The 24,158-nt window shown below is 63.6% G+C and carries 28 protein-coding genes; 20 read left to right on the top strand and 8 right to left on the bottom strand.

Annotation, left to right across the window (positions count from 1 at the left end; genetic code table 11):
* Positions 1-158: 158 nt before the first annotated feature.
* The 4 genes from X907_RS01000 (at position 159) to pgeF (ending at position 3,602) form a co-directional block, all read left to right on the top strand.
* Positions 159-398 carry a hypothetical protein gene (locus X907_RS01000; RefSeq protein ID WP_233352452.1) on the top strand — a complete coding sequence of 80 codons (240 nt, stop codon included), beginning with the start codon at positions 159-161 and terminating at the stop codon, positions 396-398.
* Positions 399-463: 65 nt separating this feature from the next.
* A complete protein-coding gene (locus tag X907_RS00995; RefSeq protein WP_127565207.1) occupies positions 464-1,372 on the top strand; it encodes an alpha/beta hydrolase in 909 nt (302 codons plus the stop codon).
* A complete protein-coding gene (locus X907_RS00990; RefSeq protein ID WP_127565206.1) occupies positions 1,372-2,820 on the top strand; it encodes a protein adenylyltransferase SelO family protein in 1,449 nt (482 codons plus the stop codon). The genes X907_RS00995 and X907_RS00990 overlap by 1 nt, the downstream gene beginning before the upstream one ends.
* Positions 2,817-3,602, top strand: coding sequence for a peptidoglycan editing factor PgeF (gene pgeF / locus X907_RS00985; RefSeq protein WP_127565205.1), 786 nt, complete (start codon positions 2,817-2,819; stop codon positions 3,600-3,602). The genes X907_RS00990 and pgeF overlap by 4 nt, the downstream gene beginning before the upstream one ends.
* Before the next feature lie 9 nt (positions 3,603-3,611).
* Here pgeF and X907_RS00980 read toward each other — a convergent pair whose 3' ends face one another.
* From X907_RS00980 to X907_RS00955, 6 genes are all read right to left on the bottom strand, one after another.
* Positions 3,612-3,914 carry a HigA family addiction module antitoxin gene (locus X907_RS00980; RefSeq protein ID WP_127565204.1) on the bottom strand — a complete coding sequence of 101 codons (303 nt, stop codon included), beginning with the start codon at positions 3,912-3,914 and terminating at the stop codon, positions 3,612-3,614.
* 29 nt (positions 3,915-3,943) lie between these two features.
* A complete protein-coding gene (locus X907_RS00975) occupies positions 3,944-4,225 on the bottom strand; it encodes a type II toxin-antitoxin system RelE/ParE family toxin (protein ID WP_127565203.1) in 282 nt (93 codons plus the stop codon).
* Between the two features lie 92 nt (positions 4,226-4,317).
* On the bottom strand, positions 4,318-5,127 hold the full coding sequence (gene xth / locus X907_RS00970) for an exodeoxyribonuclease III (RefSeq protein ID WP_127565202.1): 810 nt from the start codon (positions 5,125-5,127) through the stop codon (positions 4,318-4,320).
* A 26-nt stretch (positions 5,128-5,153) separates the two neighbouring features.
* Complete coding sequence (locus X907_RS00965) at positions 5,154-5,768, bottom strand: hypothetical protein (RefSeq protein ID WP_127565201.1); 615 nt, start codon at positions 5,766-5,768, stop codon at positions 5,154-5,156.
* Positions 5,769-6,094: 326 nt separating this feature from the next.
* On the bottom strand, positions 6,095-8,191 hold the full coding sequence (locus X907_RS00960; protein ID WP_127565200.1) for a putative bifunctional diguanylate cyclase/phosphodiesterase: 2,097 nt from the start codon (positions 8,189-8,191) through the stop codon (positions 6,095-6,097).
* A gap of 145 nt (positions 8,192-8,336) precedes the next feature.
* Positions 8,337-9,347 carry an adenosine kinase gene (locus X907_RS00955; protein ID WP_127565199.1) on the bottom strand — a complete coding sequence of 337 codons (1,011 nt, stop codon included), beginning with the start codon at positions 9,345-9,347 and terminating at the stop codon, positions 8,337-8,339.
* A 164-nt stretch (positions 9,348-9,511) separates the two neighbouring features.
* Between X907_RS00955 and X907_RS00950 the strand changes: the two genes are divergently transcribed.
* Positions 9,512-10,408 carry an ATP-grasp domain-containing protein gene (locus X907_RS00950; protein WP_127565198.1) on the top strand — a complete coding sequence of 299 codons (897 nt, stop codon included), beginning with the start codon at positions 9,512-9,514 and terminating at the stop codon, positions 10,406-10,408.
* Here the strand turns inward: X907_RS00950 and X907_RS00945 are convergent.
* Entirely contained in the window at positions 10,405-10,992 is a 588-nt protein-coding gene (locus X907_RS00945; RefSeq protein ID WP_127565197.1) for a hypothetical protein, read from the bottom strand. The two genes, X907_RS00950 and X907_RS00945, sit on opposite strands and share 4 nt — an antisense overlap.
* Positions 10,993-11,047: 55 nt before the next feature.
* Here X907_RS00945 and X907_RS00940 point away from each other — a divergent pair, with 55 nt between their 5' ends.
* The 15 genes from X907_RS00940 (at position 11,048) to X907_RS00870 (ending at position 23,484) form a co-directional block, all read left to right on the top strand.
* On the top strand, positions 11,048-11,521 hold the full coding sequence (locus X907_RS00940; RefSeq protein WP_127565196.1) for a universal stress protein: 474 nt from the start codon (positions 11,048-11,050) through the stop codon (positions 11,519-11,521).
* A gap of 105 nt (positions 11,522-11,626) precedes the next feature.
* A complete protein-coding gene (locus X907_RS14705) occupies positions 11,627-12,187 on the top strand; it encodes a NifU family protein (RefSeq protein ID WP_127565195.1) in 561 nt (186 codons plus the stop codon).
* Between the two features lie 334 nt (positions 12,188-12,521).
* Positions 12,522-13,148: a malonic semialdehyde reductase gene (locus X907_RS00930; RefSeq protein WP_127565194.1), complete on the top strand. Its 627-nt coding sequence runs from the start codon at positions 12,522-12,524 to the stop codon at positions 13,146-13,148.
* Between the two features lie 7 nt (positions 13,149-13,155).
* Positions 13,156-13,812: a tRNA (adenosine(37)-N6)-threonylcarbamoyltransferase complex dimerization subunit type 1 TsaB gene (tsaB, locus tag X907_RS00925; RefSeq protein WP_127565193.1), complete on the top strand. Its 657-nt coding sequence runs from the start codon at positions 13,156-13,158 to the stop codon at positions 13,810-13,812.
* A complete protein-coding gene (rimI, locus tag X907_RS00920) occupies positions 13,809-14,252 on the top strand; it encodes a ribosomal protein S18-alanine N-acetyltransferase (protein WP_127565192.1) in 444 nt (147 codons plus the stop codon). The genes tsaB and rimI overlap by 4 nt, the downstream gene beginning before the upstream one ends.
* Positions 14,253-14,335: 83 nt before the next feature.
* Positions 14,336-14,758: a Fur family transcriptional regulator gene (locus tag X907_RS00915; RefSeq protein ID WP_127565191.1), complete on the top strand. Its 423-nt coding sequence runs from the start codon at positions 14,336-14,338 to the stop codon at positions 14,756-14,758.
* 12 nt (positions 14,759-14,770) lie between these two features.
* Positions 14,771-16,165, top strand: a complete 1,395-nt coding sequence (gene miaB / locus X907_RS00910) for a tRNA (N6-isopentenyl adenosine(37)-C2)-methylthiotransferase MiaB (protein WP_127565190.1) — start codon at positions 14,771-14,773, stop codon at positions 16,163-16,165.
* Positions 16,162-17,160: a PhoH family protein gene (locus tag X907_RS00905; protein WP_127565189.1), complete on the top strand. Its 999-nt coding sequence runs from the start codon at positions 16,162-16,164 to the stop codon at positions 17,158-17,160. Before miaB ends, X907_RS00905 begins: the two co-directional genes overlap by 4 nt.
* On the top strand, positions 17,150-17,614 hold the full coding sequence (gene ybeY / locus X907_RS00900) for an rRNA maturation RNase YbeY (protein ID WP_233352450.1): 465 nt from the start codon (positions 17,150-17,152) through the stop codon (positions 17,612-17,614). Before X907_RS00905 ends, ybeY begins: the two co-directional genes overlap by 11 nt.
* Positions 17,615-17,649: 35 nt before the next feature.
* On the top strand, positions 17,650-18,522 hold the full coding sequence (locus tag X907_RS00895; RefSeq protein ID WP_233352447.1) for a hemolysin family protein: 873 nt from the start codon (positions 17,650-17,652) through the stop codon (positions 18,520-18,522).
* Positions 18,522-20,138 (top strand): apolipoprotein N-acyltransferase, encoded by a 1,617-nt coding sequence (lnt, locus tag X907_RS00890; protein WP_127565188.1) that lies wholly within the window; start codon positions 18,522-18,524, stop codon positions 20,136-20,138. The genes X907_RS00895 and lnt overlap by 1 nt, the downstream gene beginning before the upstream one ends.
* A gap of 91 nt (positions 20,139-20,229) precedes the next feature.
* Positions 20,230-20,649 carry a helix-turn-helix domain-containing protein gene (locus tag X907_RS00885; protein ID WP_127565187.1) on the top strand — a complete coding sequence of 140 codons (420 nt, stop codon included), beginning with the start codon at positions 20,230-20,232 and terminating at the stop codon, positions 20,647-20,649.
* Between the two features lie 73 nt (positions 20,650-20,722).
* Positions 20,723-21,907 carry a methionine adenosyltransferase gene (gene metK, locus X907_RS00880; protein ID WP_233352446.1) on the top strand — a complete coding sequence of 395 codons (1,185 nt, stop codon included), beginning with the start codon at positions 20,723-20,725 and terminating at the stop codon, positions 21,905-21,907.
* Positions 21,908-21,911: 4 nt separating this feature from the next.
* A complete protein-coding gene (trmB, locus tag X907_RS00875; RefSeq protein WP_127565185.1) occupies positions 21,912-22,601 on the top strand; it encodes a tRNA (guanosine(46)-N7)-methyltransferase TrmB in 690 nt (229 codons plus the stop codon).
* 121 nt (positions 22,602-22,722) lie between these two features.
* The gene (locus X907_RS00870) at positions 22,723-23,484 is read left to right on the top strand and encodes a Bax inhibitor-1/YccA family protein (protein ID WP_127565184.1); all 762 of its coding nucleotides are present in this window, start codon (positions 22,723-22,725) and stop codon (positions 23,482-23,484) included.
* Between the two features lie 224 nt (positions 23,485-23,708).
* Here X907_RS00870 and X907_RS00865 read toward each other — a convergent pair whose 3' ends face one another.
* Positions 23,709-24,035 (bottom strand): DUF2794 domain-containing protein, encoded by a 327-nt coding sequence (locus X907_RS00865; RefSeq protein ID WP_127565183.1) that lies wholly within the window; start codon positions 24,033-24,035, stop codon positions 23,709-23,711.
* Positions 24,036-24,158 lie beyond the last annotated feature (123 nt).

Below are 24,158 nucleotides of genomic sequence, written 5' to 3'. Positions count from 1 at the left end.
GGCAAGAATGGCCGGTCGGCGGGCACCTCCTCCTTCCACCTGTCGCGCCTGTCAGGAATATGCAAATTAATCCAATACATTGCGGAACGCGAAAGAGTGGCCCGCCCTTTGCCATACCTCCACCGACTTGCCACCTGCCAGCCCTGGAGACCCAGCCCTTGCATCCGATAGCCACCCAGCGCCGCTCACGCATTACGCCTGATGACATCCGCCAGATCGCCTTCACGCTGGTGGACCGCCATGGCCCGCGCGCGCTCGGCTATGCGTGTGAGGCGATTAGCGAAATGGAGGACAAGGGCGAGGCGGAAAGTGCCGCCGCGTGGCGGGCGCTCAAAAGCGAGATCGAGGATGCCCTGTCAGGGCGCATCCATGCCGCAAGCCCGGTGCAACTGCACTAGGCTGTCCGGGCCGCCTCTTTTGGCGCTTGCCATTGAGGCCCCGCGCGCCGAACTATGCAGCTCACATGCTGACCCCTGAAAAAGTCTTTGCCGATCTGGCAGCGCATTTCACGCCTGAGCGCACCGCGCCGGGCATGCGTGAAGCGTTGCGGCGCATGATTCCCATTACAGAGCTTGAGCCACCGGGCGTTGAGAGGATCGAGAATCTGACTTTGCCCGGACCGTCCGAGCCGATCCCGGTGCGGGTCTGGGTGCCGTTCGACGCGGCGGAGAACGGCGCCGGACTGGTCTATTTTCACGGTGGCGGGTTTGTCGTTGGTGATATCGACACCCATGCGCCGCTCTGCCAGCGCCTGGCGGCGGCTTCGGGCGTGCGCGTGGTGTCGGTGAATTACCGCAAGGCGCCCGAACATGCCTTCCCGGCTGCCATAAACGACGCGCTGGCGGCATTCGATGCCGTGCAGGAGGGCGCGCTGGCCGATTACGGGTTCGCCCCTGACAGGCTGGCCGTTGGCGGGGACTCGGCGGGCGGCAATCTGGCTGCTGTCATCGCCCAGCACCGGCGCGGCAAGGCCGCCTTCCAGCTCCTGATCTACCCGCTCCTGCAATTGCTGGAGATTGAACGCGCAGGCCAGCCCTGGCAGGAGGGCCCGCTATTGTCGCGCGAGGTGCTGACGCGCATCCGCCTGACCTATTTGCGCAGTCTCGATGATGTACGCGACGTGCGCGTCTCGCCCTTGCTGGCTGACGACCTTAAAGGCATTGCGCCTACCTTCCTTCTGGCCGCAGAGCTTGATCCGCTCCTCAATGAGGGTGCAGCCTATGCTGACCGGCTGGCCGCATCGGGCGTGCCGGTGGAAAGGGTGGTCATCAATACCGTGCCCCATGGGTTTCTCAACATGACGCGCATATTGCCTCAGGCTGTTGAGGCGATTGTCAGGGCGGCGAAGGCGCTTGAGAAGGGCCTGGCCTGATGGCCGCACGCTACCAGGCTGATCCGCGCTTTTCCGCGCTGGGCGGTGAATTTGCCGATCCGGTAGAGCCCGCCAGCTTCCCCGCAGGCATTGAGCGCTGGTGGAATACGCGCTGGGCCGAAGCGGTAGGTCTGGACAATCTGGGAGCCGATGCACGCGCGGCCCATTTCCACCGTTTCGAGCCACTGCCGGGCAATCAGGAAAAGCCGCTGGCACTGCGCTATCACGGCCACCAGTTCCGCACTTATAACCCGCAAATCGGCGACGGGCGGGGCTTCCTGTTCGGGCAAGTGCGCGATAACGAGGGCCGCCTGCTGGACTTCGGCACAAAGGGGTCGGGCCAGACGCCGTTTTCGCGCACCGGCGATGGCCGGCTGACGCTGAAAGGCGCGGTGCGCGAACTGCTGGCATCGGAAATGCTCGAAGCGCGCGGCGTCTACACCTCCAAGACATTCGCGATTTTCGAGACCGGAGAAGCGCTGCACCGGGGCGATGAGCCGAGCCCCACGCGTTCTGCGGTGATGACGCGGCTCTCCCATTCCCATGTGCGCATCGGCATGTTCCAGCGCCATGCCTACTTCAACCGGCCGGACCTGATTGAAGCGCTGATGGATTACGCGATCGAGCACTTCCACCCGCAGGCAGCAGGCGGCGATACGCCCGCGCGTGCGGCGGCGTTTCTCGAACACACCACTGCCGCGCTCGCCCGGCTTAGCGCTGAATGGATGGCGGCAGGGTTTGTCCATGGTGTGCTCAATACCGACAATCTGGCGGTGACGGGCGAGAGCTTTGATTACGGCCCTTGGCGTTTCCTGCCCGTTTTCGAGCCGGGCTTTACAGCCGCCTATTTCGATGAGGGTGGGCTTTATGCGTATGGCCGGCAGCCGGAATCGGTCCTGTGGGCGCTGGAGCAGCTGGCCGGCGCGCTCTCGCTGATTGGCGAGGAGGACAGCCTCATCAAGGCGCTGACAACCTTCCCGGACCAGTACCGCGCCGCGCTCTACGAAGCCTGGCATCGGCGGCTTGGCATAGCGCCGCAGGGCGGTGAGGCGGACGGAGCCTTCCTCACATCCCTGCTGCGCTTCATGCATGAGAGCCAGCTGCCCTTTGAAGGCGTGGTTTTCGACTGGTTTGGCGGCATGGCCTCTGAAAGCCGGGCTTTTGCCGGTCCACGCGGTGAGCATTATCGGCAGCAAGCGTTTGAAGCGGTACTGCAAGGGTTTGACGCGCGCTCGCCCGTGCGCCCTGAGCGCCTGTCCCACCGCTATTTTGCGCAAGACGAGTCGGCGGACATGGTATTCGAGACAATGGAAGCGGCCTGGGCGCCGATTGCAGCCGATGATGACTGGTCCGCGCTACACACCCTGCTGGGCCGGGTCTCTGACGCTCGTGAAGCGTATGATCTGGGGCGCGGCCGCAGCGGATTTCTCGATGAGGCCGCGTCATGAACAGGCTGGAATTCCTCTTCGCGGACAGTCTGGGCGAAGGCATTGTCCATGCCTTTACCACGCGCGGTGGCGGGGTCAGCGAAGGCCCGTTTGACAGCCTCAATCTCAGCTGGTCGCGGGGCGACGACAAGGATCATGTCTCTGAAAACCGCGCACGGGTGGCGCGCGCGCTGGGCGTTACCCGGCTGGTCTTTGCCAATCAGGTGCATGGCGATACCGTGCTGAAAGCCGACGGGCCGCCTGAAGGCTGGTCAGCGGGTGAAGGCGACGCGCTCATCACCAGCCAGAGCGGCTTTGCGCTATGTACGCAGGTTGCCGACTGCGTGCCGGTGCTGCTGCATGATCCGGTCAATCATGCGATTGGCGCCATTCATTCAGGCTGGCGCAGCACAGTGAAGAATATCACCGCGCGCACGATCGAGGCGATGGGCGAGGCCTATGGCAGCCGGGCAGAGGACTTGCGCGCCGCTATCGGCCCGGCAATCTCGAAAGAGAACTACCGGGTGGGGCCAGAAGTGCTGGAGGCCTTTGAGGGGCTGTTTGGCACGCTTGATGAGCCGCTGGTCGGGCCAAAGGATGCCGAAGGCGGGGCAGGGCTGGACGTGGCTGAAGGCGTCCACCGCCAGCTCCTGTCAGCCGGTGTGGCGCAAGACCGGATCAGCCGCATCCGCGCCTGTACCTTTGCCGATGAGGACCGCTTTTTCTCGTCGAGACGGGCCGCACGCGACGGACATGCCGGCCAGTTTGGCGGCCAGTGCGGCATCATCGCACTGAAGAGGTGAGCCAGACCTCTACACCATCTGCAGAGGCGTCGCTTCAGCTTCTATGACAGCGCCGCGTTCCACCTGAGCCAGTGAGAGGTCGCGAAGCATCTGCAGATTCATCCAGAACTCCGGCGTCGTACCGAACACCCGCGCGAGACGAAGCGCCATATCACCGTCACACGCTGCACCTTCCAGCAGGCGCACAACGCGCGCACGCGGCACACCCAGCTTCTTTGCGAGCGTCGGTGCCTTGATGGCGTACTCCGCCATGAAGTCTTCCTTGAGATGTTCCCCGACCGTGCTGGCAGGGGCCTGAAACTTATAGGACATGGGGAACCTCATCGGGACGGCATGTCAGGTCAGTGGTAGTCTTCAAAACGAACATTCCGGGCATCACCATTTGCGAATGCAAAAGTGATGCGAAACTGGTCATTCACCGAAATCGACCACCGTCCCGCCTGATCGCCTTTGAGCTGATGCAGGCGGAAGGATGGCGGAACACGCAAATCCGAAATATCAGAGGCGGCGTGTATCCGCTCAAGCGCTCGCCGGGTACGGCCAAACAACTCGGCGGGGAAGCCTTTCGGACAGGAACCCAGAAAGACGGTCTCTGTGATCTTGTCGGCAAAGCTCTTGATCATGCAGACCGCCCGAATCTTGGTCTAAAGTATCGGTGCGCGATACGCGTGTCAAGAAAAATGTATCGCCTATCGATACACGCAGACGATCCGCCCTACCCCAGCTTGAGCGTTACCGGCACGTGATCGGACGGTTTTTCCCAGTCGCGGGTTTCGTCCCAGATGGTGAAGCCCTCGCGGCCATGAGCCGTGGCGGCGGCGGCAAGGGCGGGCGAGACCCAGATATGGTCGAGCCGCCGGCCCCGATTGGATTTGCGCCAGTCGCGATTGCGGTAGCTCCACCAGGTGTAGATCTTTTCCGGCTCGGCGATCAGCTCGCGCGCGACATCGAGATAGCCTGCTCCGGTGCGCGCGGCTTCCAGCCCTTCAGTTTCCACCGGCGTATGCGAGATGACTTTCAAGAGCTGTTTGTGTGACCAGACATCGTGCTCGCGCGGGGCGATGTTGAGATCACCCACCAGCACCACATCGCCGCCCTTCTGGCCGCGCTTTTCCAGATACGCGCCAAAGCGGTCCAGAAAATCCAGCTTGTGGGCAAAGCGCGGATTGATCGCGATATCCGGCTCATCGCCGCCAGCGGGGATGTAGTAATTCTGGATCTCTACCCCGTCGACGCGCACGACATGGTGGCGCGCCTCCCCCTTGGGACACACCTCGCAGTCCTCCAGCACGTCAAGGGGTGTGCGCGAGACAGTGGCCACGCCATGCATACCCTTCTGACCGCTCACGTGGAAATACGGATAGCCCATATCCTTGAAGGCTTTGGCGGGGAACTGATCCTCCATGCACTTGATTTCCTGCAGGCAGATCACATCCGGCTTTGCCGTATCAGCAAAGCGCGCGACCTGTTCGATGCGCAGGCGGACCGAGTTGATATTCCAGGTGGCAAGGGTCAGGGCGGCCATCACGGCTCCTTCCTGCAGATAGTGGATCACAGAATATTATAGGTGGAGCCAGCAACGCCCACCGGCCAGCGCCCGCGCACATAAAGCCGCCAGCGGGCCAGGAAGGGGTGGGTGGGTTCTTCGTCCTCGGCCTCGGCGAGCAGAACCAGCACCGCGCCATTGGCGGCCTGGATCAGCCCGCCTGCAGCGATGTTGACCACGCTCTCATCATACATGTCGTCCATCGCGGCAGCTGCCTCGGCCGCCTCGCGCGCCAGCTCCCCGATGGACGAGGCGACAAGCGTCAGGGCGGCCTCAAGACCCTCCGGGTCGAGCCGTTCGAGCGCCCTCTCGACCAGTCCTGCGCGTAGCATCTCCTCGGCCTCCCAGGCGAGCGGGTCCGTGTCGAGGCTTTCAGCGGCAATCGCGGCATCTTCCCAGCTGCCCAGCGGCGCAGGCTCGGCATCGGGAAATCCAAGACCATCAAGATAGGCGCGCGCCAGGGCCTTTTCGCGCGGGTCTAGCCGCTCGCCAAGCCGCGAGAAGAAAGCCGGATCAGCTATGCTCTCGGCAAAGGCGCGCGCCTTGTAGAGGAGCGGTATCTCCTCGAGCAGGCGGGCGATCACATCATCGCTGGAATCGGGGGAGTCAGACGGTGCCATGCCTGCTGTCTAGCGCGCTGACGAATGCCCGAACAGGGCACAACCGCAAAAACTATGGCGCCCGACGGTGAGGGGACCATCGGGCGCCGATCGGGACCGCTTGACTGCCACATGCTGCACCGGGAGGGGATCAACCGGAGCGGGCCTGACCCTGGACGGTTTGCGGGGGACGACGCCGTGCCAGAGCGAGCGGGTCAGAGTGCTTGCGGCCCGCACGTGTATTTATGCCACAAGTGAGGGGCGTTGTTCAATTAAATTGTAGAAAGGTGTTGTGCGTTGCCAATTCGCCACATGCCGAGGCATGCCGAATCGATGATTTCATGCCCTCAGGCGCTGGCGAGCTGCACCCTGGATTTGTCGTCATCGGCAAAGCGCACAAGGTCGGCCAGCGGCATCGGACGGGCAAAGAGATAGCCTTGCGCCAGCGTGGCGCCCTGCTCGCGCAGGAAGGCAAGCTGTTCGCTGGTTTCCACGCCTTCGGCCACGGTCTGCAGCTTCAGGGCCTTTGCCATGGCCAGAATTGTCTCGACCACGATGCGGGCGTGCGGGTCTTTTGACATATCGCGCACAAAGCTCTGGTCGATCTTGAACACGTCAAACGGCATGCGGGTCAGGTAGGACAGGCTGGAATGGCCGGTGCCGAAATCGTCAATGGCAAAGCCGACGCCGCGCGCGCGCAGCGGTTCGATCTGTTCAAGCACACGCTCAGGCTGGCGCATGGCGACCGACTCGGTCAGCTCCAGCTCCAGCAGGGAGGCCGGCAGGCCGGTTTCGCGCAGCGTGTCGAGCACGCTGTCGGCGAAGCCTTCATCCTCGAACTGGACGGCCGAGACGTTGACGGCCACGGGCACGCTGTAGCCGCGACGGTTTAAGTCCGCGATTTCGGTGCAGGCGCGGCGCATGACCCAGTCGCCAATCTCGCCAATCAGGCCGCATTCTTCAGCTGCCTGGATGAACGTACCGGGAGACAGGAGGCCGGCCGTGGGGTGGTTCCAGCGCACCAGCGCTTCAACACCCGCAATCGAGCCGTCCTTGATGGAAATCTTGGGCTGGTAGAAAACCACCAGCTGGTCGTCGCGTACCGCTTCACGCAGCTCGCCTTCCAGCACCAGCCGTTCAAAGGCTGTCTGGTTCATGCTGGCTTCAAAAAACTCGTACGCATTGCCGCCCGCGCACTTGGCAGCCGCCATGGCAAGGTCGGCATGACGCAGCAAGGTTTCAGGGTCACCGCCATCACGCGGGAAGACCGCCACACCAACCGATACGCCCAGGAAGACGCGGTGGCCGGAAATCTCGAACGGGCGGCGGACCGCATCGATCACCAGGCGTGCTACGCGAGCCGCATCAGCCGGATCGCGCAAAGCGGGCAGAAGGATGGTGAATTCGTCGCCGCCAAGACGCGCGACCAGCGATGGCTCGGCGCCATCTTCGCCCTGTCGCAGATCCCAGCCGCGGGCGGTTTCGCGCAGGCGCCGGGCAACTGCTTCCAGCAGGCGGTCCCCTTCACCCAGACCCAGCGAGTCGTTCACGCGCTTGAAGCGGTCGAGGTCAAGGAACAAGACCGCTCCGGCCGTGCCTGTGTCTTCAGCGCGCCGGGTCACGCGCTCGACTTCCTTGCGGAAGCGCTCGCGATTGGGCAGCTCGGTGACCATGTCGACATAGGCAAGGCGGTGAATGCGTTTCATGGACGCATCAAGGCGGGCAAACATGCGGTTGAAGGCATTGGCCAGCACTTCAAGCTCGTCACCCGTGCGCACGTCGATGCGCATGTCCAGCTTGCGCGAGGAGGCGAGGCGTGCCGCTTCGGTCAACTTGTGGATAGGGCCAAGAGCCGTCCGCACGACGTAGGCGACGAGAGGCAGGAAGATGAGCAGCGCGACAAGGCCGACGAGAATCTGGCGCTGGAAAATCTCGGCCGCGGGACGCGAGACAGCCGCGATCGGCACATCAATCACGATGGCGCCGGCAAGGCGCCCCTGGTGCATGACAGGGTGAGCGACACGGATCAGCTCGCCAACAATTTCCACCCGGGTATCAACAGAGCCAAGCGCACCGTGGACCAGGGCGTCAGTGCTACGTTCACCGGGCGCGAACTCCACATTGCCGGCACTGACCAGCACCTCGCGGGCCGGGTCGACAATATACGCGCCCTGGACATCGCCGCGCTCGCCGAACGCGCCCAGCCCCATTGTCAGGCGGCGGGCATCGCGCTGGGAGGCCTGTTCAGCGAGATTTGATGCAAGCACCTGTGACATCAACTCGGCATGGGCAAGCGCGGTAACGCGGTTATCGTGCGACTTGGACACATAACCGATGCCGGTCATTACCGATGTGGCAGCAATCAGCACGAACGCGCACAGCACCGTGAATTTCATCACGAGCGAACGCATCATGCGTGACAGGGCGTGGCGAAGCGGAGCCATCAGTCCTCACGGGGCAAGGCCACACCTGTCCGGTTGTCGTACCGGATGGTGCGGCAGGTAGACGCAGATTTTCAGAGCTTGCTGAAAATCGCGTTAAGCACCCGCATAGAGACTGTTAACCTGTTGAAACCGCTTCTTGTAATCGTCAGGCGGCGGCGGGGATGGTGATGCCGCGCCGGGCGGCCAGCCCTGCCAGGCTGACGAGGGGCCGCGCACCGACATGGGAGATCACTTCGGCGGCGGCCAGCACGCCCAGACGGCCACACGTCTCAAGATCCGCGCTGCGCGCAAGCCCCAGCAGGAAGCCGGCAGCAAAAAGATCGCCCGCTCCCGTCGTATCGACCAGCCGTTCGACCGGGTCAGCCGGAACCGCAACACTCTCCTCTCCGCAGATGATGACGGCACCCTTTTCCGAGCGCGTGATGGCCGCGATGCGCGTCTGCGTCCTCAGCTGTGCCAGAGCCGCATCAAAATCATCGAGCTGGTAGAGCGATTTCAGCTCTGCCTCATTGGCGAATACCACATCAACATGGCCTGCAATCAGCTGGCGGAAGCTGGCGCGGTGGCGATCCACGCAGAAGGGGTCAGACAGGGTCAGCGCCACCTTGCGGCCTGCCTTGCGGGCGATCTCGGCGGCCGCCACGAAAGCAGCTTTCGCCTCGTCCCGGTCGAAAAGATAGCCCTCCAGATAGGTAATATGCGCATCTGCAATGCGGGCCGCATCGACATCCTCACCGGAGAACAGGGTCGATGCACCCAGGAAGGTGTTCATCGAGCGCTGGGCATCGGGCGTCACCAGAATGAGGCAGCGCGCAGTCGCCGGTCCGCCTGTCAGCGGCGCTGTCGAGTAATCAACGCCGGTGGCACGCAGATCGTGGGCGAAAATCTCGCCCAGCTGGTCGTCGGCCACCTTGCCGATATAGGCCCCGCGCCCGCCCAGGCTCGCCACCCCTGCCAGCGTGTTGGCCGCTGACCCGCCGGAGACTTCCTGGCCCGGGCCCATCGCGGCGTAGATCGCTTTCGCCCGATCCTCGTCAATCAGCGTCATGGCACCTTTCTCGATACCGTGCTGGCCGAGAAAAGCGTCATCGGCCGTCGCGATCACGTCTACGATCGCGTTGCCGACACCGATAATGTCGAAGCTGGGGGTGGCCATGGGCGGTAATCCTTCCGGTTGCGGTGCGGGTGTGGGCTTAACGCCTGCACGGCATACACTCAAGCCCGGCTGCGGATTCAGGCCGGCGCTGCCGCCCGGCCCTTGACGCAAAATGCGGTGACGCTAGAGCCGGACCGTCAGCACGAGGGAAAACGGGGAGTTTCATGCGCGCCATAGCCTATCTCGTCTCGGCCAATGTGCTGGCCCATCGCCGTGAAGCGCGCAGTGACGCCCACGAGTTCACCGAGCAATTCGCCGCCATTGATGCGCCCTGCCGGGAAGCCGGGTTCGCGCTGGAGCCGGTGGTCTGGGACGAAGGGTTTGACCCGGAGAGCTTTGACGGCGTGGTGGTTGGCCCGACCTGGGATTACTGGGACAAGACGGAGCGCTTCCTTCAGGTGCTGTCAGCGGCCAGCGCAACCGTGCCGCTGCTGAACCCGCTCAATGTCGTGCGCTGGAATATGGACAAAACCTATTTGCGCGATCTGGCAGCGCTTGGCGCGCCCGTGATCGAGACGGTCTGGACCGATCTGGCCACGCCGGAGACCATCGCGCCGGCCTTCGACACGCTCGCCAGTGATGATCTGGTCATCAAGCCGGTAGTTGGCGCGGGCGCGTGGCGTCAGGCGCGGGTGAAGCGCGGCGACGCGCTGCCGCCAGCAGAAGCCTTGCCGCCCGGCCGGGCGATGATACAGGCCTTCCTGCCCGCCATTCAGGAAGAGGGTGAATACTCGCTACTCTTCTTCGGGGGTGAGTTTTCCCATGCCGTCATCAAACGGGCTGCCAAGGGCGATTACCGGATTCAGGGTATGTATGGCGGGGTAGACACGCCCTATCAGCCCTCGTCTGCCGACATTGCCCTTGCCCGCCAGTGCCTGAATGCCGCCTGCACCCATTGCGGTGTGGAGGCGCTGCTCTATGCACGCGTCGACATGGTGCGCGGACAAGAAGGCCATCTCAAACTGATGGAGATCGAGCTGATCGAGCCCTTCTACTATCCGGCCAATGCAGAGCGCTGCGGGTCTCTGTTTGCAGCGGGCCTCAAGACACTTCTGGGCTAGCCGAATTTCGCGGGGTCATAGGTTTTTTCGCCCAAGGGGCGGAATATCCAGGCGGAGTAGCCGCCGGTAACGGCCGGCACCAGACCGATCAGGCCGATAACGATCTGGCCGGCGGTAAACGCCCAGCCCGCCAGCACCGTCCCCGCAACACCCACGCCGAGCGCAGGCAGAAAGGCTTTCAATTTCGCCGCCAGCGGTGCGCCTTCGACATAGGCGACATCCTCGCGCTCTTTCAGTGCGCCATGGACCTCGCGCAGAAACAGGGCGAAGCGATCAGCCTGATTTTCCCATTTGAGGATGCCTGTGGAGCGCAGCGAGGAAAAGCTGATCGTCCTGTCGCCTGCACTGACCCGGCAGATGATCTGGGCGGGGTCTTTCGCGCCAATGCCTGACGGCTCCACGCTCAGGCGTACCTCCTCTACCGCCTCAATGGCGATACGGCGCACCAGCGCGCCTTGCGCTGTTTCCTCCAGCCGGTCTGGCCAGAGCGTGATCTGGCGCGAGGGCGAGGCAACGGAGCGGCAATCATCCAGCCGGTCGAGCGGCTTTGGGGCGGTTGGTGAGGTTTTGCGGGGTTTGGCCATGCTAGGCAGATGACGCCCTCTTGCCGCCGCGTCAAGAAAGCGTCACGGTCAGACCATGGCGAACATGAGAAAATTCCTTCTGATCGGTGATGGCAGCGAAGAGTCCGCTGCCGCTGCGCGCTATGCCGCGCACCGGGCGAACAATACCGGCGGCAAGGTGGCCGTGCTGGCCGTGATTGAGCCCACGAGCGTCGAGCCATGGCTGGGTGTGGGCGAGACCATGCGCCGCGAGGCGATGGAGGAAGCCGAGGCGGCGCTGGAGAGTCTGGCCGAGGACATTGAGGGCATCACCGGCGAGCGGCCGGAACTGCTGGTGCGCGAGGGCGAGGCCATTCACTGCATCCGCAAGCTGATCGAGGACGATGAAAGCATCTCGATTCTGGTGCTCGGCTCCGCCGTCAAGGGCGATGGCCCCGGCCCGCTTGTCACCTCGCTATCGCGCGGACGCGGCCTGTTTGGCGAGCGCGCCATCCCCGTCACCGTGGTGCCGGGCGATCTCTCCGAAGAGACGATAAAGGCATTGACCTGACCGGTAACCCTGATGCCTGCAGGGTTGAACCGGAAAGCATTCAAGGCCAAGTGAAGGGCTGAACCCGAAAGCCCTGCCCCGGCTTTGAAGAAGGCCCGACCTCTGATGTTTATCCAGACCGAAACCACGCCCAATCCCGATACGCTGAAATTCCTGCCCGGTCAGGAGATCGCGCCGGAAACGCCGCGCGATTTTGCAACGGCCGAAGAGGCGCAATCCTCGCTGTTGGCGCGCGAACTGTTCGCCGTTGAGGGCGTGGTGCGCGTGTTTGCCGGGTCCGATTTCGTCTCTGTCACCAAGGGCGAGGGCGTGGAATGGGTCCATATCAAGCCTGCCGTGCTGGGCGCGATCATGGATGTGCTGCAATCGGGCAAACCGCTTTTCTCCGGGTCCGGCGAAGAGGCCGAAACCGTCTATGAAGGCGAGACAGCGGCCATCGTGAAGGAAATCCGCGAGGTCATCGATACGCGCGTGCGCCCGGCCGTGGCGCAGGATGGCGGCGATATCGTGTTTCACGCCTATGACGAGAAAACCGGCATTGTCAGCCTGCATATGCGCGGCGCGTGCGCGGGCTGCCCGTCCTCGACGATGACGCTGAAAAGCGGGATCGAGAATCTGCTCAAGCACTATGTGCCGGAGGTTCTGGGCGTCGAGGCGGTGGTTTAAACAGGTTCTCTGATTCCGCAACGCATCCGCGTTGCGATGTTCCGCGAAAAGTCGCGGGCGCGAAGGCCCGTCCCCGGCTACGATCGGGGATCGCGCTTTTCAGGCCGCTTTGCGGCCTGCAAGGCCGACCGGCTGCCGGGCACTGCCTGTCCCCGGCTTGATCGGGGATTGCCCGCAGCGACGCACGGATGTGCGGAGCATCAGGAAAAACTATTCCGGGGAAGAGCGGTTTTTCCAGCGCGGCCATGGCCAGTGCGACCCTGGTGGCTTATCTCGTGTCGAAGCCCTTCCTGCCAGCCAGAGCTGGCGCAAGACGAGAATGAGGAGTCCCCCCATGAGCGAACTGGTACTGGAAGACCGCCACAAAACCCTGCCCGACCACGCGCTGGACCAGCTGTTCCGGGGTGCGCGCACCTTCTACACGTGGGAGGACAAGGATGTGTCGGACACGACAATCCAGGCGCTCTACGACCTTCTCAAATACGGCCCGACCAGCGCGAACAACTCGCCCGCGCGCTTCATCTTCCTGAAAGGCGCGGCCAAGGAACGGCTCAGGCCCTTCCTGATCCCGTCCAATATCGACAAGACGATGAGTGCGCCGGTGACGGCCATCGTGGCGTGGGACTGGGAATTTCACGAGAAGGTGCCCCAGCTTTTCCCGCATGATCCCGGAGCCAAGGAATGGTTTGCCTCCGACGAGGCGCGCAAGGCCAATGGCGTGCGCAATGGCACGCTGCAAGGCGCGTATCTGATCCTGGCCGCCCGTGCGCTCGGCCTTGATTGCGGCCCGATGAGCGGGTTCGACGCGGCCAAGGTGGATGAGGAGTTTTTCGCGTCCGACCCGAAGATGAAGCACTGGCGCTCGAACTTCCTGGTCAATATCGGCTATGGAACGACCGAGAAACTCTTCCCGCGCCTGCCGCGCCTCGCCTTTGACGAGGCTGCGCGCATTCTGAAATAGGCCCCTCATGGCAAGTGCCCCCCTCCATCGCCCGGTTCTGGTCATCGACACGACCGGGCGATGGTGCGCGGCTGCGCTGCAGCTGGCCGATGGCCGGATCCTCCAGCGCGACGAGGCGATGGAGCGCGGGCAGGCTGAAAGGCTGGCGCCTCTGGTGGGCGAACTGCTTGATGAGGCTGGTATTGCGCCGGGCGAGCTCTGGCGCATCGGCGTCGCGACGGGACCGGGAAGTTTTGCCGGGACGCGCGCTGGAACGGCCTTTGCCCGCGGGCTGGCACTGGGGAGCGGCGCGCAGGCGGTTGGCATTTCCAGCCTGGCGGCGATGGCACACGAAGCCGATCCGGAAGGCCGCGCGGCGGTGTTTACTGTCCATGACGCCCGCCGCAGCGAGCTGGTCTGGCAGGTGTTCAGCCGCGGCGCGGCGCAGGGCGAGCCGGTTCGCAGCGACGTGGCAGATGCCCAAGAAGCCTTTACCGCCAGCGGCGCGGATCACCTTGCCGGGTCTGGCGCACAGCTTCTCGACCCGTCTGCGACTTGGGCAGATCATCCACCCCTTGAGGCGCTGCTGACACTGACGCGTGAAGCAGGCAGCGACACGCCCCTGCCGAGCCCCCACTATGCCCGCCCGCCGGACGCGGCGCTGCCGGGCGGCATCATCCCGTGAGCGCGGACATTCTTGCTGCTGGGCCTGAGAGCAGCGAATTGCTCGCAGCCCTGCACGCGAAAGCCTTTGATGGCGGGGAGGTCTGGGACGCGGCAGCCTTTGAGGCCCTGCTGGCGGGGCCGGGGATGGATGCGGTTATTGCCCGCGAGGGAGAGGCGCCGCTGGGCTTCATACTGATGCGCACGATAGCCGATGAGGCAGAGATGCTGACACTGGCCGTCCTGCCATCGGCGCGCCGGGCTGGCGCTGGCCGGGCGCTGGTCAAGGCAGGGCTGGAAGCAGCGCAGCGGCGCGGCGCGGCAAACGCGTTCCTTGAGGTGTCAGTGAACAATGCGGCGGCTATCGCGCTATACCGCACTACCGGATGGAACGAGGCCGGACACCGGACGCGCTATTATCGCGATGGCTCGGATGCGCTGGTAATGTCGCGCAGCCTATAGCAGGAATGGACAGATTTGGCCTGCAAGGCTAAGGACAGAGTGTAATAGCCTTGCGCGGACGAGCGCTTCATGGAGGCTGACCCATGTCAGATCGCATTGAACAATTATGCATCGAAAAAGGTCTGCGCATGACCGAACAGCGCCGCGTGATCGCGCGCGTGCTGTCGGAAGCCGAAGACCATCCCGACGCCGAGGAGGTGCATCGCCGCGCCGCCAGCGTGGACAACCGCATCTCGCTGGCCACCGTCTACCGCACGGTGCGTCTGTTTGAGGATGCCGGGATTATCGAGCGCCATGATTTCCGCGACGGGCGCTCGCGCTATGAGGAAGCGACCGAGGATCACCACGATCACCTGATCGATCTCAAATCCGGCGATATCGTCGAGTTCTATGACGAAGAGATCGAGAAGATGAAGGAAGCCATTGCGCGCCGCCTCGGCTACAAGCTCGTCGATCACCGGCTGGAGCTTTACGCGGTGAAACTCAAAGACGGCGAAAAAGGATAATCGCCTCTGCCCATGACCGCCAAACAGACTGAAACGACGGCCCGCAAACGCCTCTTCATCCGCACCTATGGGTGCCAGATGAATGTGTATGATTCAGAGCGCATGCGCGATCTGCTGGTCCCGCTCGGCTATGAGCCGGCGGATGCGCCAGAGGGCGCCGACCTTGTCATCCTCAATACCTGCCATATCCGCGAAAAGGCCGCCGAGAAGGTCTATTCAGAGCTGGGGCGTCTGAAGCCGCTGAAAGCCGAGAAGGAAGCCGCTGGCGGGCAAATGACGGTAACGGTTGCTGGCTGCGTGGCGCAGGCCGAAGGCGCGGAAATCCAGCGCCGCGCGCCGGTCGTCGATCTGGTCGTCGGCCCGCAGACCTATCACCGCCTGCCCGAACTGATCGCGCGGGTCCATCGCGAGCGCGGCGAGGCGCTGGAGACCGAGTTCGAGGTCGAGGAGAAGTTCGACGCGCTGGCCGCGCCCAAGCGCCATGTGGAGGGTTTCAGCGCCTTCGTGACGGTGCAGGAGGGCTGCGACAAGTTCTGCTCCTTCTGCGTGGTGCCCTATACGCGCGGCGCGGAATACTCCCGCCCTGCCGCCCAGATCACCGCCGAAGTGCGCGCGCTGGCAGCCCGAGGCGTGCGCGAGATCACCCTGCTGGGCCAGAACGTCAACGCCTATTCGGGCGAAGCGCCGGCCGGCGAAGAAGCAGGCGGGCGCTGGGGACTGGCGCGCCTGATCCGGCATCTGGCCATGATTGGCGGGATTGACCGCATCCGCTTTACCACCTCCCACCCGAACGACATGGATGAGGATCTGATTGAGGCCTTCGCATCAGAAGAAAAGCTGATGCCCTATCTGCATCTGCCGGTGCAGGCGGGCTCTGACCGCATCCTCAAGGCCATGAACCGCAAGCACACAGTGGCTGAGTACGTCGCTCTCATCGAGCGGCTGCGTGTCCTGCGCCCCGACATCGCCCTCTCCGGAGATTTCATTGTCGGCTTCCCCGGCGAGCAGGAAAGCGATTTTGCCGATACGATGAAGCTGGTCGAGACGGTTGGCTATGCATCGGCCTTCTCCTTCAAGTATTCGCGCCGTCCCGGCACGCCGGGCGCGGCCATGGCAGGCCAGGTGGATGAAGCGGTGAAGACCGAACGCCTCGCCCGCCTGCAGGCCCTGCTGGACACCCAGCAACAGGCCTTCAACGCGTCGATGGTGGGCAAGAGCCTGCCCGTGCTCTTTGAACGTAAGGGGCGCAATCCCGGCCAGCTGGGCGGGCGCAGCCCGTATCTGCAAGGTGTCCATTGTGACGGCCCTGCGAGCCTTATCGGCCAGATCGCCATGGTAGAGATCGTCTCTGCCTCGAAGAACGCGCTTGGCGGCCGCCTGCTGAGCGGGGAGAGCTGCGCCGCGTGAGCCGGACCCCGCGACCCAAGCGCACAGAGCGCGCACCTGCCGAGACCCTGCATTTCGATGAAGCGGCCCATGTACGCGCGCTGGCAGGCCCCGGCCATGCCAATCTGATCGCGCTGGAAACCGAGCTTGGCGTGCATGTCGAGGCGCCCGGTGGCGGCCAGCTTTTGCTGTCGGGCGGAGACAAGCGCGCGAGAACCGATGCCTCCCGCGTGGTCCATGCGCTCTATGCGCGCGCCGAATCCGGGCTGGTCATCGACCCTGAAACCGTGCGCGCGGCCTGCCGTATGGACGACACGCCCGTCAGCGCCGGCGACGAGACCATTATCCGCGTGCCGCGCGGGGTGAGCTTTGCCGCCCGCACCAATGGCCAGGCGGAGTATGTCCGCGCGCTGAAGGATGAAGACCGCTACGACATGATTTTTGGTGTCGGGCCTGCCGGCACCGGCAAGACATTGCTCGCAGTTGCGTGGGGCGCGGCAAAGCTGGCGCGCGGGGAGATCGACCGGCTGGTCATCACCCGTCCGGCGGTGGAGGCCGGTGAACGCCTCGGCTTCCTGCCCGGTGATCTCAACGAGAAGATCGATCCTTATCTCCTGCCAATCTGGGACTCTCTACGCGATGCGCTGACCCAGAAAGTCGTCGACAAGATGCGTGAGGAGCGCCGTATCGAGGTAGCCCCGCTCGCCTTCATGCGCGGGCGCACGCTCAACCGGGCCTTCATAGTCTGTGACGAGGCCCAGAACACCACCCGCGCCCAGATGCGCATGATGCTGACCCGGCTGGGTCAGGGTTCGCGCATGGCGGTTACCGGCGATCCCTCACAAGTTGATCTGGGCCCGCGCGAACCGTCCGGGCTGGCCGATGCGCTCAACATCCTCTCTGGCGTGCCGCGCATTGCGGTCACGCGGTTTACCCGCGCCGATGTGGTCCGCCACGATCTGGTGGGGATGATCGTCGATGCCTATGAACGTGCGGATGCCAAGCATGGTGGATGAGGGCGCCTGCGAGATCGTGATCGAACACGAAGGCTGGCAAGCGGTGGCCGGTCTGGAGGCGCGCTGTCTTGAAGCGGTGTCAGCCGTCCTTGCAATGATCGAAGACCCCCGCCCCGGCCCGGCCGTGATCCTGTTTGCCGGCGATGGCGAGCTGCAATCGCTTAACCAGCGTTTCAGGGGCAAGGACAAGCCGACCAATGTATTGTCCTTCCCGGCGCCGGAATCGGAACAGTATCCGGGCGATATTGCTCTTGCTTTCGAGACCTGTCAGGCCGAAGCGAACACGCGCGCCATTGCGCTTGTGGATCACGCGGCCCATCTTGCGGTACACGGCGTTCTTCATCTTAACGGTTTTGACCATAAGGAAGAGGCCGAGGCAGAACAGATGGAGGCAGTGGAAATCGCGGCTCTGGCCCGGCTGGGTATCGCGAATCCCTATAAAGAACGCATATGAGCGTGATGAGTGACGATCCGCCAAGACGAAGTCTCATGGCCCGGCTGAAAGGCGCCATTCACCGGCGCCCCGTCCCGGACCTCGCGGCAGCTCTCCATACGGAGACCCACGAGGCCGGCACAAACCAGGCGGGCCAGACCGCCGACCGGGAACTCTCCTTCAATGTGAACGCGCTGGATGCGCTGCGTGTGGCCGATGTGATGGTGCCGCGCGCCGACATCGTGGCGATGGAGATCGACACTGCGCTGGGCGATGCAGCGCGCCTGTTCGCCGACGCGTCACACTCGCGCCTGCCGGTCTATCGTGAAACGCTCGACGATCCGGTCGGCGTGGTTCACATTAAGGATCTCATCGCGCATCTGGCCGGCAATCCCGATGGCCAGCGCCCGGAAGACTGGGCGGCGGCAAAAATCCTGCCGCAGGTACGCCGTCCCCTGCTCTATGTCCCGCCCTCAATGCGCGCCGCCGACCTGCTGGTACGGATGAAGTCACGCCGCATGCACATGGCGCTTGTCGTCGACGAATTTGGCGGCACGGACGGGCTGGTGACGCTGGAAGACCTGCTGGAGCCGATCGTTGGCGAGATTGATGACGAGCATGACGAGGCCGAAGGCCCGCTGATCCGGGCGCGTGGCCCCCATGTGTGGGAAGCCGATGCGCGTACCTCGCTTGATGAGCTGGCCGAGGCAATCGGCCGTCCGGTCGCCACCGAAGACGAGATCGAGGATGTCGATACGCTGGGCGGGCTTGTCTTCATGCTGACAGGGCGTGTGCCTGAACGCGGCGAGGTGATCGCCCACTCGACCGGGCTGGAGTTTGAAATTCTCGATTCCGATCCGCGGCGCATCCGCCGGGTACGTATCCGTTCGCGCAAGGACGGCGCGGGAGACGCCGGAAATCTGCAATAATGCGCGCAGTTGACATGGTCCGCCGCGGAGCACGCGTCAGCGGGGCACTGCTCGACTGGTGGCAGACTGCGCGCGGCTGGCGCATCGGGCTTGCCCTGTTTGCACTCGGCTTTCTCTCCACGCTGGCCCATGCACCCTTCCACTCCGCTCCAGCGCTTATTTTCGGTCTTGTCCTGCTGGTCCTCTCTCTGGACGCGGCGCGGAGGCGCGAGCGGCGCTTGCGCGCCGGCTTCTGGCGCGGCTGGACATTTGCCGCCGGTTATTTCCTTGGCAGCACGTGGTGGGTCGCCAATGCCTTCCTCGTCAGCGCGGAAGAACATGCCTGGCTGATCTGGGCGCCGCTGACCCTGCTGCCGGGCGGGCTTGCCCTGTTCTGGGGGCTGGTGGCGAGCCTCTATGTCCGCTTCGCACCAGAAGGCCCGATGCGCATCGCCCTGTTTGCCGTCCTGTTCACCTTGGTGGAGTTTGCCCGCTCGGTGCTGTTCTCGGGTTTCCCGTGGAATCTGCCCGGCCATGTCTTTGAAGCGGGCACGCCCATCAGCCAGATGGCGAGCCTTATTGGCGCGCTGGGACTCTCCGCCTTTGTGCTCTTCGCCTTTGCCAGCCCGGCGGCCCTCTCCGGGCGCGGCCACTGGCTGGTGCGCGCCATACCGCTGGCCCTCAGCACGGTGATGCTGGCCGGCATGTGGGGCTGGGGCAGTACGCGGCTCGCCGGAGCTGAAGGCAGCCTCACCGATACACGGCTGCGCATCGTGCAGGTGAATGTCGACCAGCGCGAAAAGCGCTTTGCCAACCGGCTGCCCATTCTCCAGACCTATCTCGACCTGACGATGCAGCCCGGCCTTGAAGATGTGGACGCGGTCATCTGGCCCGAAGGCGCCATTCCCACCGTGATGCTGGAAGACAGCTCCGTTCTCATGAGGATCGAGGACACGCTGCCGGACGGCACACGGCTGTGGAGCGGCGTCACCCGCCGCGAGCGCTTCCCCGAAGGCGAACTTTACTACAACTCGCTGGCCGCGCTGCATTTCGAGGGCGGAGCCGGGGCGGTCGAGGCGATTTATGACAAGGTGCGTCTGGTGCCGTTTGGTGAGGGCAATCCGGTCCAGCTGATCACCGGGCTGTTCGGCTTCACCACCCTGTCCATGAACGCGCCCTATTACACGCCGGGGCCGGGAGCGCAGACCTTGCAGATAGCCGGCTTTCCCGCCTTCGCGCCGCTGATCTGTTATGAGGTGATCTTTCCGCGCTTCGCGCCGCGCGGGGAGAACCGGCCCGGCTTCCTTCTGAACATCTCCAACGACGCGTGGTACGGAAATTCGGCCGGCCCGCGCCAGCATCTCAATCAGGCGCGCTACCGGGCCATTGAGGAAGGTCTGCCCATGGTGCGCTCGGCCTCGCTAGGCGCATCGGGCCTGATTGATGCCTATGGCCGGGCAGTCCGGTTAACTGATCCGCGAATGAGCGAGACACTTGACATAAACGTGCCTTCAGCGCTCCAACCAGTACCTTATGCGATCTACGGGAACATCCCATGGATTGTATGTGGGCTTCTATTACTCGGTTGCCTGCAACTTGCCGTTTTCATTGCCTCTGCCCGAAACCAGAGACAGTAACACCGGAGATTGTTTTCACTTCGATAGTGAAACTAACCGTGGTATTGTTTATCAAGGACATGCGGGCTCGTTTATTCGAGGATAGTTTGTCATGTCGCCAAACCCGCGAGAGCCCAATCCGATTGACCGTCATGTCGGTTCGCGCGTCCGCCTGCGCCGGCAGATGATGGCGATGAGCCAGGAGAAGCTTGGCGAGGAGCTCGGCGTCACCTTCCAGCAGGTGCAGAAATATGAGCGCGGGGCCAATCGCATAGGCGCAGGGCGGCTCTGGCATCTGGCGCGGGTTCTCGAAGTGCCGGTTGCCTTCTTCTACGATGGCGCCACAGGCACGGCACAGCAGCCCACCGGATTTGCCGAAGGCGACCAGACCCCGATCGTCAATGACTTCCTGCAATCGCCCGACGGCGTGGCGCTCGCGCAGGCCTTCTCGAAGATCACCGACCCCAAGGTGCGCCGCCGCGTACTGGAGCTTGTCCGCTCTCTGGCCGATACCGATCAGGCCGCCGAATAGGGCAAGCTTACACTTACACGCTTGCGTTCGCGGCCCAGATGGTCTTTAAGCCCTCATATAAAGGAAGCTTTATATGAGGTCGCTAGTGGCGCGTTCATCCTATATCTTTACCAGCGAGAGTGTATCCGAAGGCCATCCTGACAAGGTCTGTGACCGGATTTCCGACACGATTGTCGACCTCTACCTGGACAAGGACCCGGTTGCCCGGGTGGCTTGCGAGACGCTGACCACGACCAACCGGATTGTTCTGGCAGGCGAGGTGCGCAGCGCCCATGACGTCTCCAGCGGCGAGATCGAGGCGGCGGTGCGCGCGGCGGTAAAGGATATCGGCTACGAGCAGGACGGCTTCCACTGGGAAACGGCGGCCTTCTCCAACTATCTCCACGAGCAGTCCGCCGACATCGCGGCCGGTGTGGATGAGGGCACCGGCTCCTACACCGAGGAAGGCGCGGGCGATCAGGGCATCATGTTCGGCTTTGCCACCGACGAGACGCCCGAGCTGATGCCTGCCCCCATCCTCTACTCCCACCAGATCCTGAAAGAGATGGCGCGGCTTCGTAAAACCGGCGCGGTCAAGCAGTTCGAGCCGGACGCCAAGTCGCAGGTTTCGCTGCGTTATGAGAATGGCCGCCCTGTCGGTGTAACCAGCGTGGTCGTCTCCACCCAGCATACCGCCTCCACCTCGCTCGACGAGGTGCGTGATCTGGTGCGTCCGGTGGTGAAGTCGGTCCTGCCGGAGGGCTGGTTCCCGCCCGAGGACGAGTTCTATGTGAACCCGACCGGCAAGTTCGTCATTGGCGGGCCTGACGGCGATGCCGGCCTGACGGGCCGCAAGATCATCGTGGACACATATGGCGGCGCGGCGCCCCATGGCGGCGGCGCATTCTCCGGCAAGGATCCGACCAAGGTCGACCGCTCGGCGGCCTATGCGGCGCGCTATCTGGCCAAGAATGTCGTGGCTGCAGGTCTGGCACGCAAATGCACCATCCAGCTCGCCTACGCCATCGGCGTGGCCAAGCCTCTGGCGGTCTATGTGGACCTCCACGGGACCGGGCAGATTGATGAAGCCAAGCTGGAAAGCGCCCTGCCGCAGCTGATGAATCTGTCGCCGCGCGGCATCCGCACCCATCTCCAGCTCAACAAGCCCATCTATGCGCGCACGGCGGCCTATGGCCATTTCGGCCGCACGCCGGACGCTGATGGCGGCTTCTCCTGGGAGAAGACCGACCTCGTTGACCAGCTCAAGGGCCTTGCCTGACGCCATGAGTGACGCGCCGCACCCCCAGTCGCGCCGCCTTTACGGGCGGGCGAAGGGCCATCCCCTGTCCGCGCGCCAGCAGCAGCTTGTCGACACGATGTTGCCGGGGCTGAGCTGGGCCGATGAGGGCGCGCTTGATCCGCGCGCCCTGCTGGCGGGCTTTGACACCCATGTGCTGGAGATCGGGTTTGGCGCGTCCGAGCATCTGATCGGACAGGCGGCGCGTGCATCCGATACCGGCTTTATCGGTATCGAGCCCTTCCTCAATGGCGTGGCCAAGGCGCTCACCGGCATTGAGGAGCACGGGCTTTCCAATGTGCGGGTGAAACGCGCCGATGCGCGTGACGAGATCGAGCGCATGCCCGATGCCTCATTTGACCGGGTGTTTCTGCTCTTTCCTGATCCCTGGCCGAAAAAGCGCCACGCCTTCCGCCGGTTTGTGCAGGAAGATACGGCAGCGCAGCTGGCGCGCATCCTCAAACCCGGCGGCACTTTGCGTGTCGCCACCGATGTGCGGGTCTATGCCGACTGGGCGCTGCCCCTGCTTCTGGACGTGCCAGAGTTCAGCTGGACAGCCAGCGGCGCCGATGACTGGCGTGTCGCGCCCACCGACCACATCACGACGCGCTACCAGTCCAAGCATCTGGGCGACATCGAGCCGGTCTTCATGGATTTCGAGCGCAAAGCCGCCTGACGCACAATATCAGCCGGTTTTCCTTGAACTGCGCGGGTTTCACCCTGATATATAGCTCCAAGCGTGGGTGCCTTCGCACCCGTCCGCTGCCCCTGTTTGCAATGAGGTTAGTGAGACACCCATGAACCAGTTTTCCAGACCCGCCTATGGCGCAGGCACGCTCGACACATCTGTCGATGCCGGGCTTCGCAGCTTCATGCTGGGCGTCTACAACAAGATGGCCCTTGGCCTGCTTGTGTCAGGCGCGCTGGCCTTTGTTGTCGGCAGCGTTCCGGCACTGACCCAGGCCGTGCTGGGCACGCCGCTTCTGTTCGTCGTGCAGTTCGGCCCGATCGTGCTCTTGTTCGGCTCCATGTTCTTCATGCGCAATCCCTCCCCGATGGGATCGGCATTGCTGTACTGGACGATTGTCGCCCTGATCGGCACGGGCCTGTCCATCTGGGTGGCCATGGCCACCGGCGGAATGGCCGTGCAGACGGCTGGCGGGGCAACGCTCAGTGTTGATTTCGGCACCATCGCCCAGGCCTTTGCCATGACGGCTGCCGCCTTCCTTGGCCTTTCGCTCTACGGCTATACCACGAAGACGAACCTGCAGCCCTTGCGGGTCTTCCTCTTCATGGGTGTGCTGGGTGTGATCGCCATTGGCCTGATCAACGCCTTCTTCATCCAGTCCGGCATGACCGAGCTGCTGATCCAGATCGCGGTGCTGGTGCTGATGGCGGGCGTCACCGCCTGGCAGACGCAGAACCTGAAGCTGACCTATGCCAGCGTTGCAGGCGACCAGCGTTCCATGGCCGTGCTGACCAATTATGGCGCGCTGAACCTCTACATCGCCTTCATCAACATCTTCCAGGTGCTGATGTCGCTCTTGGGCCGCGACTAGGCTTCAACGCCCCTAAGTGAAACAGCAAGCGCCCCGGTCATCTGGCCGGGGCGTTTTTTATTGCCTGATTGTTGTCATGGCCCGGCTTGTCCCTGTCTCCCCCCGTTCACGGGGGGAGTGCCGCGAAGCGGCGAGGGGGGGGGGAACTCATAATAAAACATCCCCCCTCCGGTCCTTCGGACCACCTCCCCCGTAAACGGGGGAGGACAAGAGAGATCGCCACTTCACGCCAGCCGCAGGCGCGCCTTGTCGAAAACCTTGAGCACCAGATGCAGCTCGTGGCCGCGCTTGAGGATCACACCCGTGGCCGACACTATCTTCCACGCGCCCTGCTTTCGCGCATCGGCGGGCGTCTTGACGATACGGTAGAGGGGAAACTCGGCGGCGTGGCGGAAAACGGAAAACTCCGCGCGGTCTTTGAGGCCATCAATCGCGTAGTCGCGCCATTCGCCCGCTGCCACCATCATGCCATACACGCGCAAAATCGTATCCAGCTCGCGGCGATCAAACATCACCTTCGGCTCCGCAGTCTGCGCATTCAATGATTTCATTTCCGGGTCCAGCTTGCGTGAGAGACACACTGCGCGAATTCGGCGCGGCTTACAAAGATTTCATGCTCTGCCACAGTCCCGCCTTATTCCCGCCGTCCGCGCGCCTCACCGCGTGCCCATTTT

It is taken from the genome of Glycocaulis alkaliphilus (assembly GCF_004000605.1).
Taxonomy (GTDB): Bacteria; Pseudomonadota; Alphaproteobacteria; order Caulobacterales; family Maricaulaceae; genus Glycocaulis; species Glycocaulis alkaliphilus.
Note: the sequence above shows the minus strand (reverse complement) of the source record. Positions and strands in the feature narration are given on the sequence as shown.

What these genes read in the sequence shown, in the direction of transcription:
- X907_RS00965 (WP_127565201.1), bottom strand. Translation starts at nt 5,768, where the DNA reads ATGGCACCGTCTGACTCCCCCGATTCCAGCGATGATGTGATCGCCCGC.
- X907_RS00995 (WP_127565207.1), top strand. Translation starts at nt 464, where the DNA reads ATGCTGACCCCTGAAAAAGTCTTTGCCGATCTGGCAGCGCATTTCACG.
- X907_RS00915 (WP_127565191.1), top strand. Translation starts at nt 14,336, where the DNA reads ATGTCAGATCGCATTGAACAATTATGCATCGAAAAAGGTCTGCGCATG.
- xth (WP_127565202.1), bottom strand. Translation starts at nt 5,127, where the DNA reads ATGGCCGCCCTGACCCTTGCCACCTGGAATATCAACTCGGTCCGCCTG.
- X907_RS00945 (WP_127565197.1), bottom strand. Translation starts at nt 10,992, where the DNA reads ATGGCCAAACCCCGCAAAACCTCACCAACCGCCCCAAAGCCGCTCGAC.
- X907_RS00975 (WP_127565203.1), bottom strand. Translation starts at nt 4,225, where the DNA reads ATGATCAAGAGCTTTGCCGACAAGATCACAGAGACCGTCTTTCTGGGT.
- X907_RS00990 (WP_127565206.1), top strand. Translation starts at nt 1,372, where the DNA reads ATGGCCGCACGCTACCAGGCTGATCCGCGCTTTTCCGCGCTGGGCGGT.
- X907_RS00885 (WP_127565187.1), top strand. Translation starts at nt 20,230, where the DNA reads ATGTCGCCAAACCCGCGAGAGCCCAATCCGATTGACCGTCATGTCGGT.
- X907_RS14705 (WP_127565195.1), top strand. Translation starts at nt 11,627, where the DNA reads ATGTTTATCCAGACCGAAACCACGCCCAATCCCGATACGCTGAAATTC.
- metK (WP_233352446.1), top strand. Translation starts at nt 20,723, where the DNA reads ATGAGGTCGCTAGTGGCGCGTTCATCCTATATCTTTACCAGCGAGAGT.
- X907_RS00950 (WP_127565198.1), top strand. Translation starts at nt 9,512, where the DNA reads ATGCGCGCCATAGCCTATCTCGTCTCGGCCAATGTGCTGGCCCATCGC.
- miaB (WP_127565190.1), top strand. Translation starts at nt 14,771, where the DNA reads ATGACCGCCAAACAGACTGAAACGACGGCCCGCAAACGCCTCTTCATC.
- lnt (WP_127565188.1), top strand. Translation starts at nt 18,522, where the DNA reads ATGCGCGCAGTTGACATGGTCCGCCGCGGAGCACGCGTCAGCGGGGCA.
- X907_RS00980 (WP_127565204.1), bottom strand. Translation starts at nt 3,914, where the DNA reads ATGTCCTATAAGTTTCAGGCCCCTGCCAGCACGGTCGGGGAACATCTC.
- X907_RS00895 (WP_233352447.1), top strand. Translation starts at nt 17,650, where the DNA reads ATGGCCCGGCTGAAAGGCGCCATTCACCGGCGCCCCGTCCCGGACCTC.
- X907_RS00955 (WP_127565199.1), bottom strand. Translation starts at nt 9,347, where the DNA reads ATGGCCACCCCCAGCTTCGACATTATCGGTGTCGGCAACGCGATCGTA.
- X907_RS00940 (WP_127565196.1), top strand. Translation starts at nt 11,048, where the DNA reads ATGGCGAACATGAGAAAATTCCTTCTGATCGGTGATGGCAGCGAAGAG.
- X907_RS00865 (WP_127565183.1), bottom strand. Translation starts at nt 24,035, where the DNA reads ATGAAATCATTGAATGCGCAGACTGCGGAGCCGAAGGTGATGTTTGAT.
- trmB (WP_127565185.1), top strand. Translation starts at nt 21,912, where the DNA reads ATGAGTGACGCGCCGCACCCCCAGTCGCGCCGCCTTTACGGGCGGGCG.
- ybeY (WP_233352450.1), top strand. Translation starts at nt 17,150, where the DNA reads ATGGTGGATGAGGGCGCCTGCGAGATCGTGATCGAACACGAAGGCTGG.
- X907_RS00870 (WP_127565184.1), top strand. Translation starts at nt 22,723, where the DNA reads ATGAACCAGTTTTCCAGACCCGCCTATGGCGCAGGCACGCTCGACACA.
- pgeF (WP_127565205.1), top strand. Translation starts at nt 2,817, where the DNA reads ATGAACAGGCTGGAATTCCTCTTCGCGGACAGTCTGGGCGAAGGCATT.
- tsaB (WP_127565193.1), top strand. Translation starts at nt 13,156, where the DNA reads ATGGCAAGTGCCCCCCTCCATCGCCCGGTTCTGGTCATCGACACGACC.
- X907_RS00930 (WP_127565194.1), top strand. Translation starts at nt 12,522, where the DNA reads ATGAGCGAACTGGTACTGGAAGACCGCCACAAAACCCTGCCCGACCAC.
- X907_RS00960 (WP_127565200.1), bottom strand. Translation starts at nt 8,191, where the DNA reads ATGGCTCCGCTTCGCCACGCCCTGTCACGCATGATGCGTTCGCTCGTG.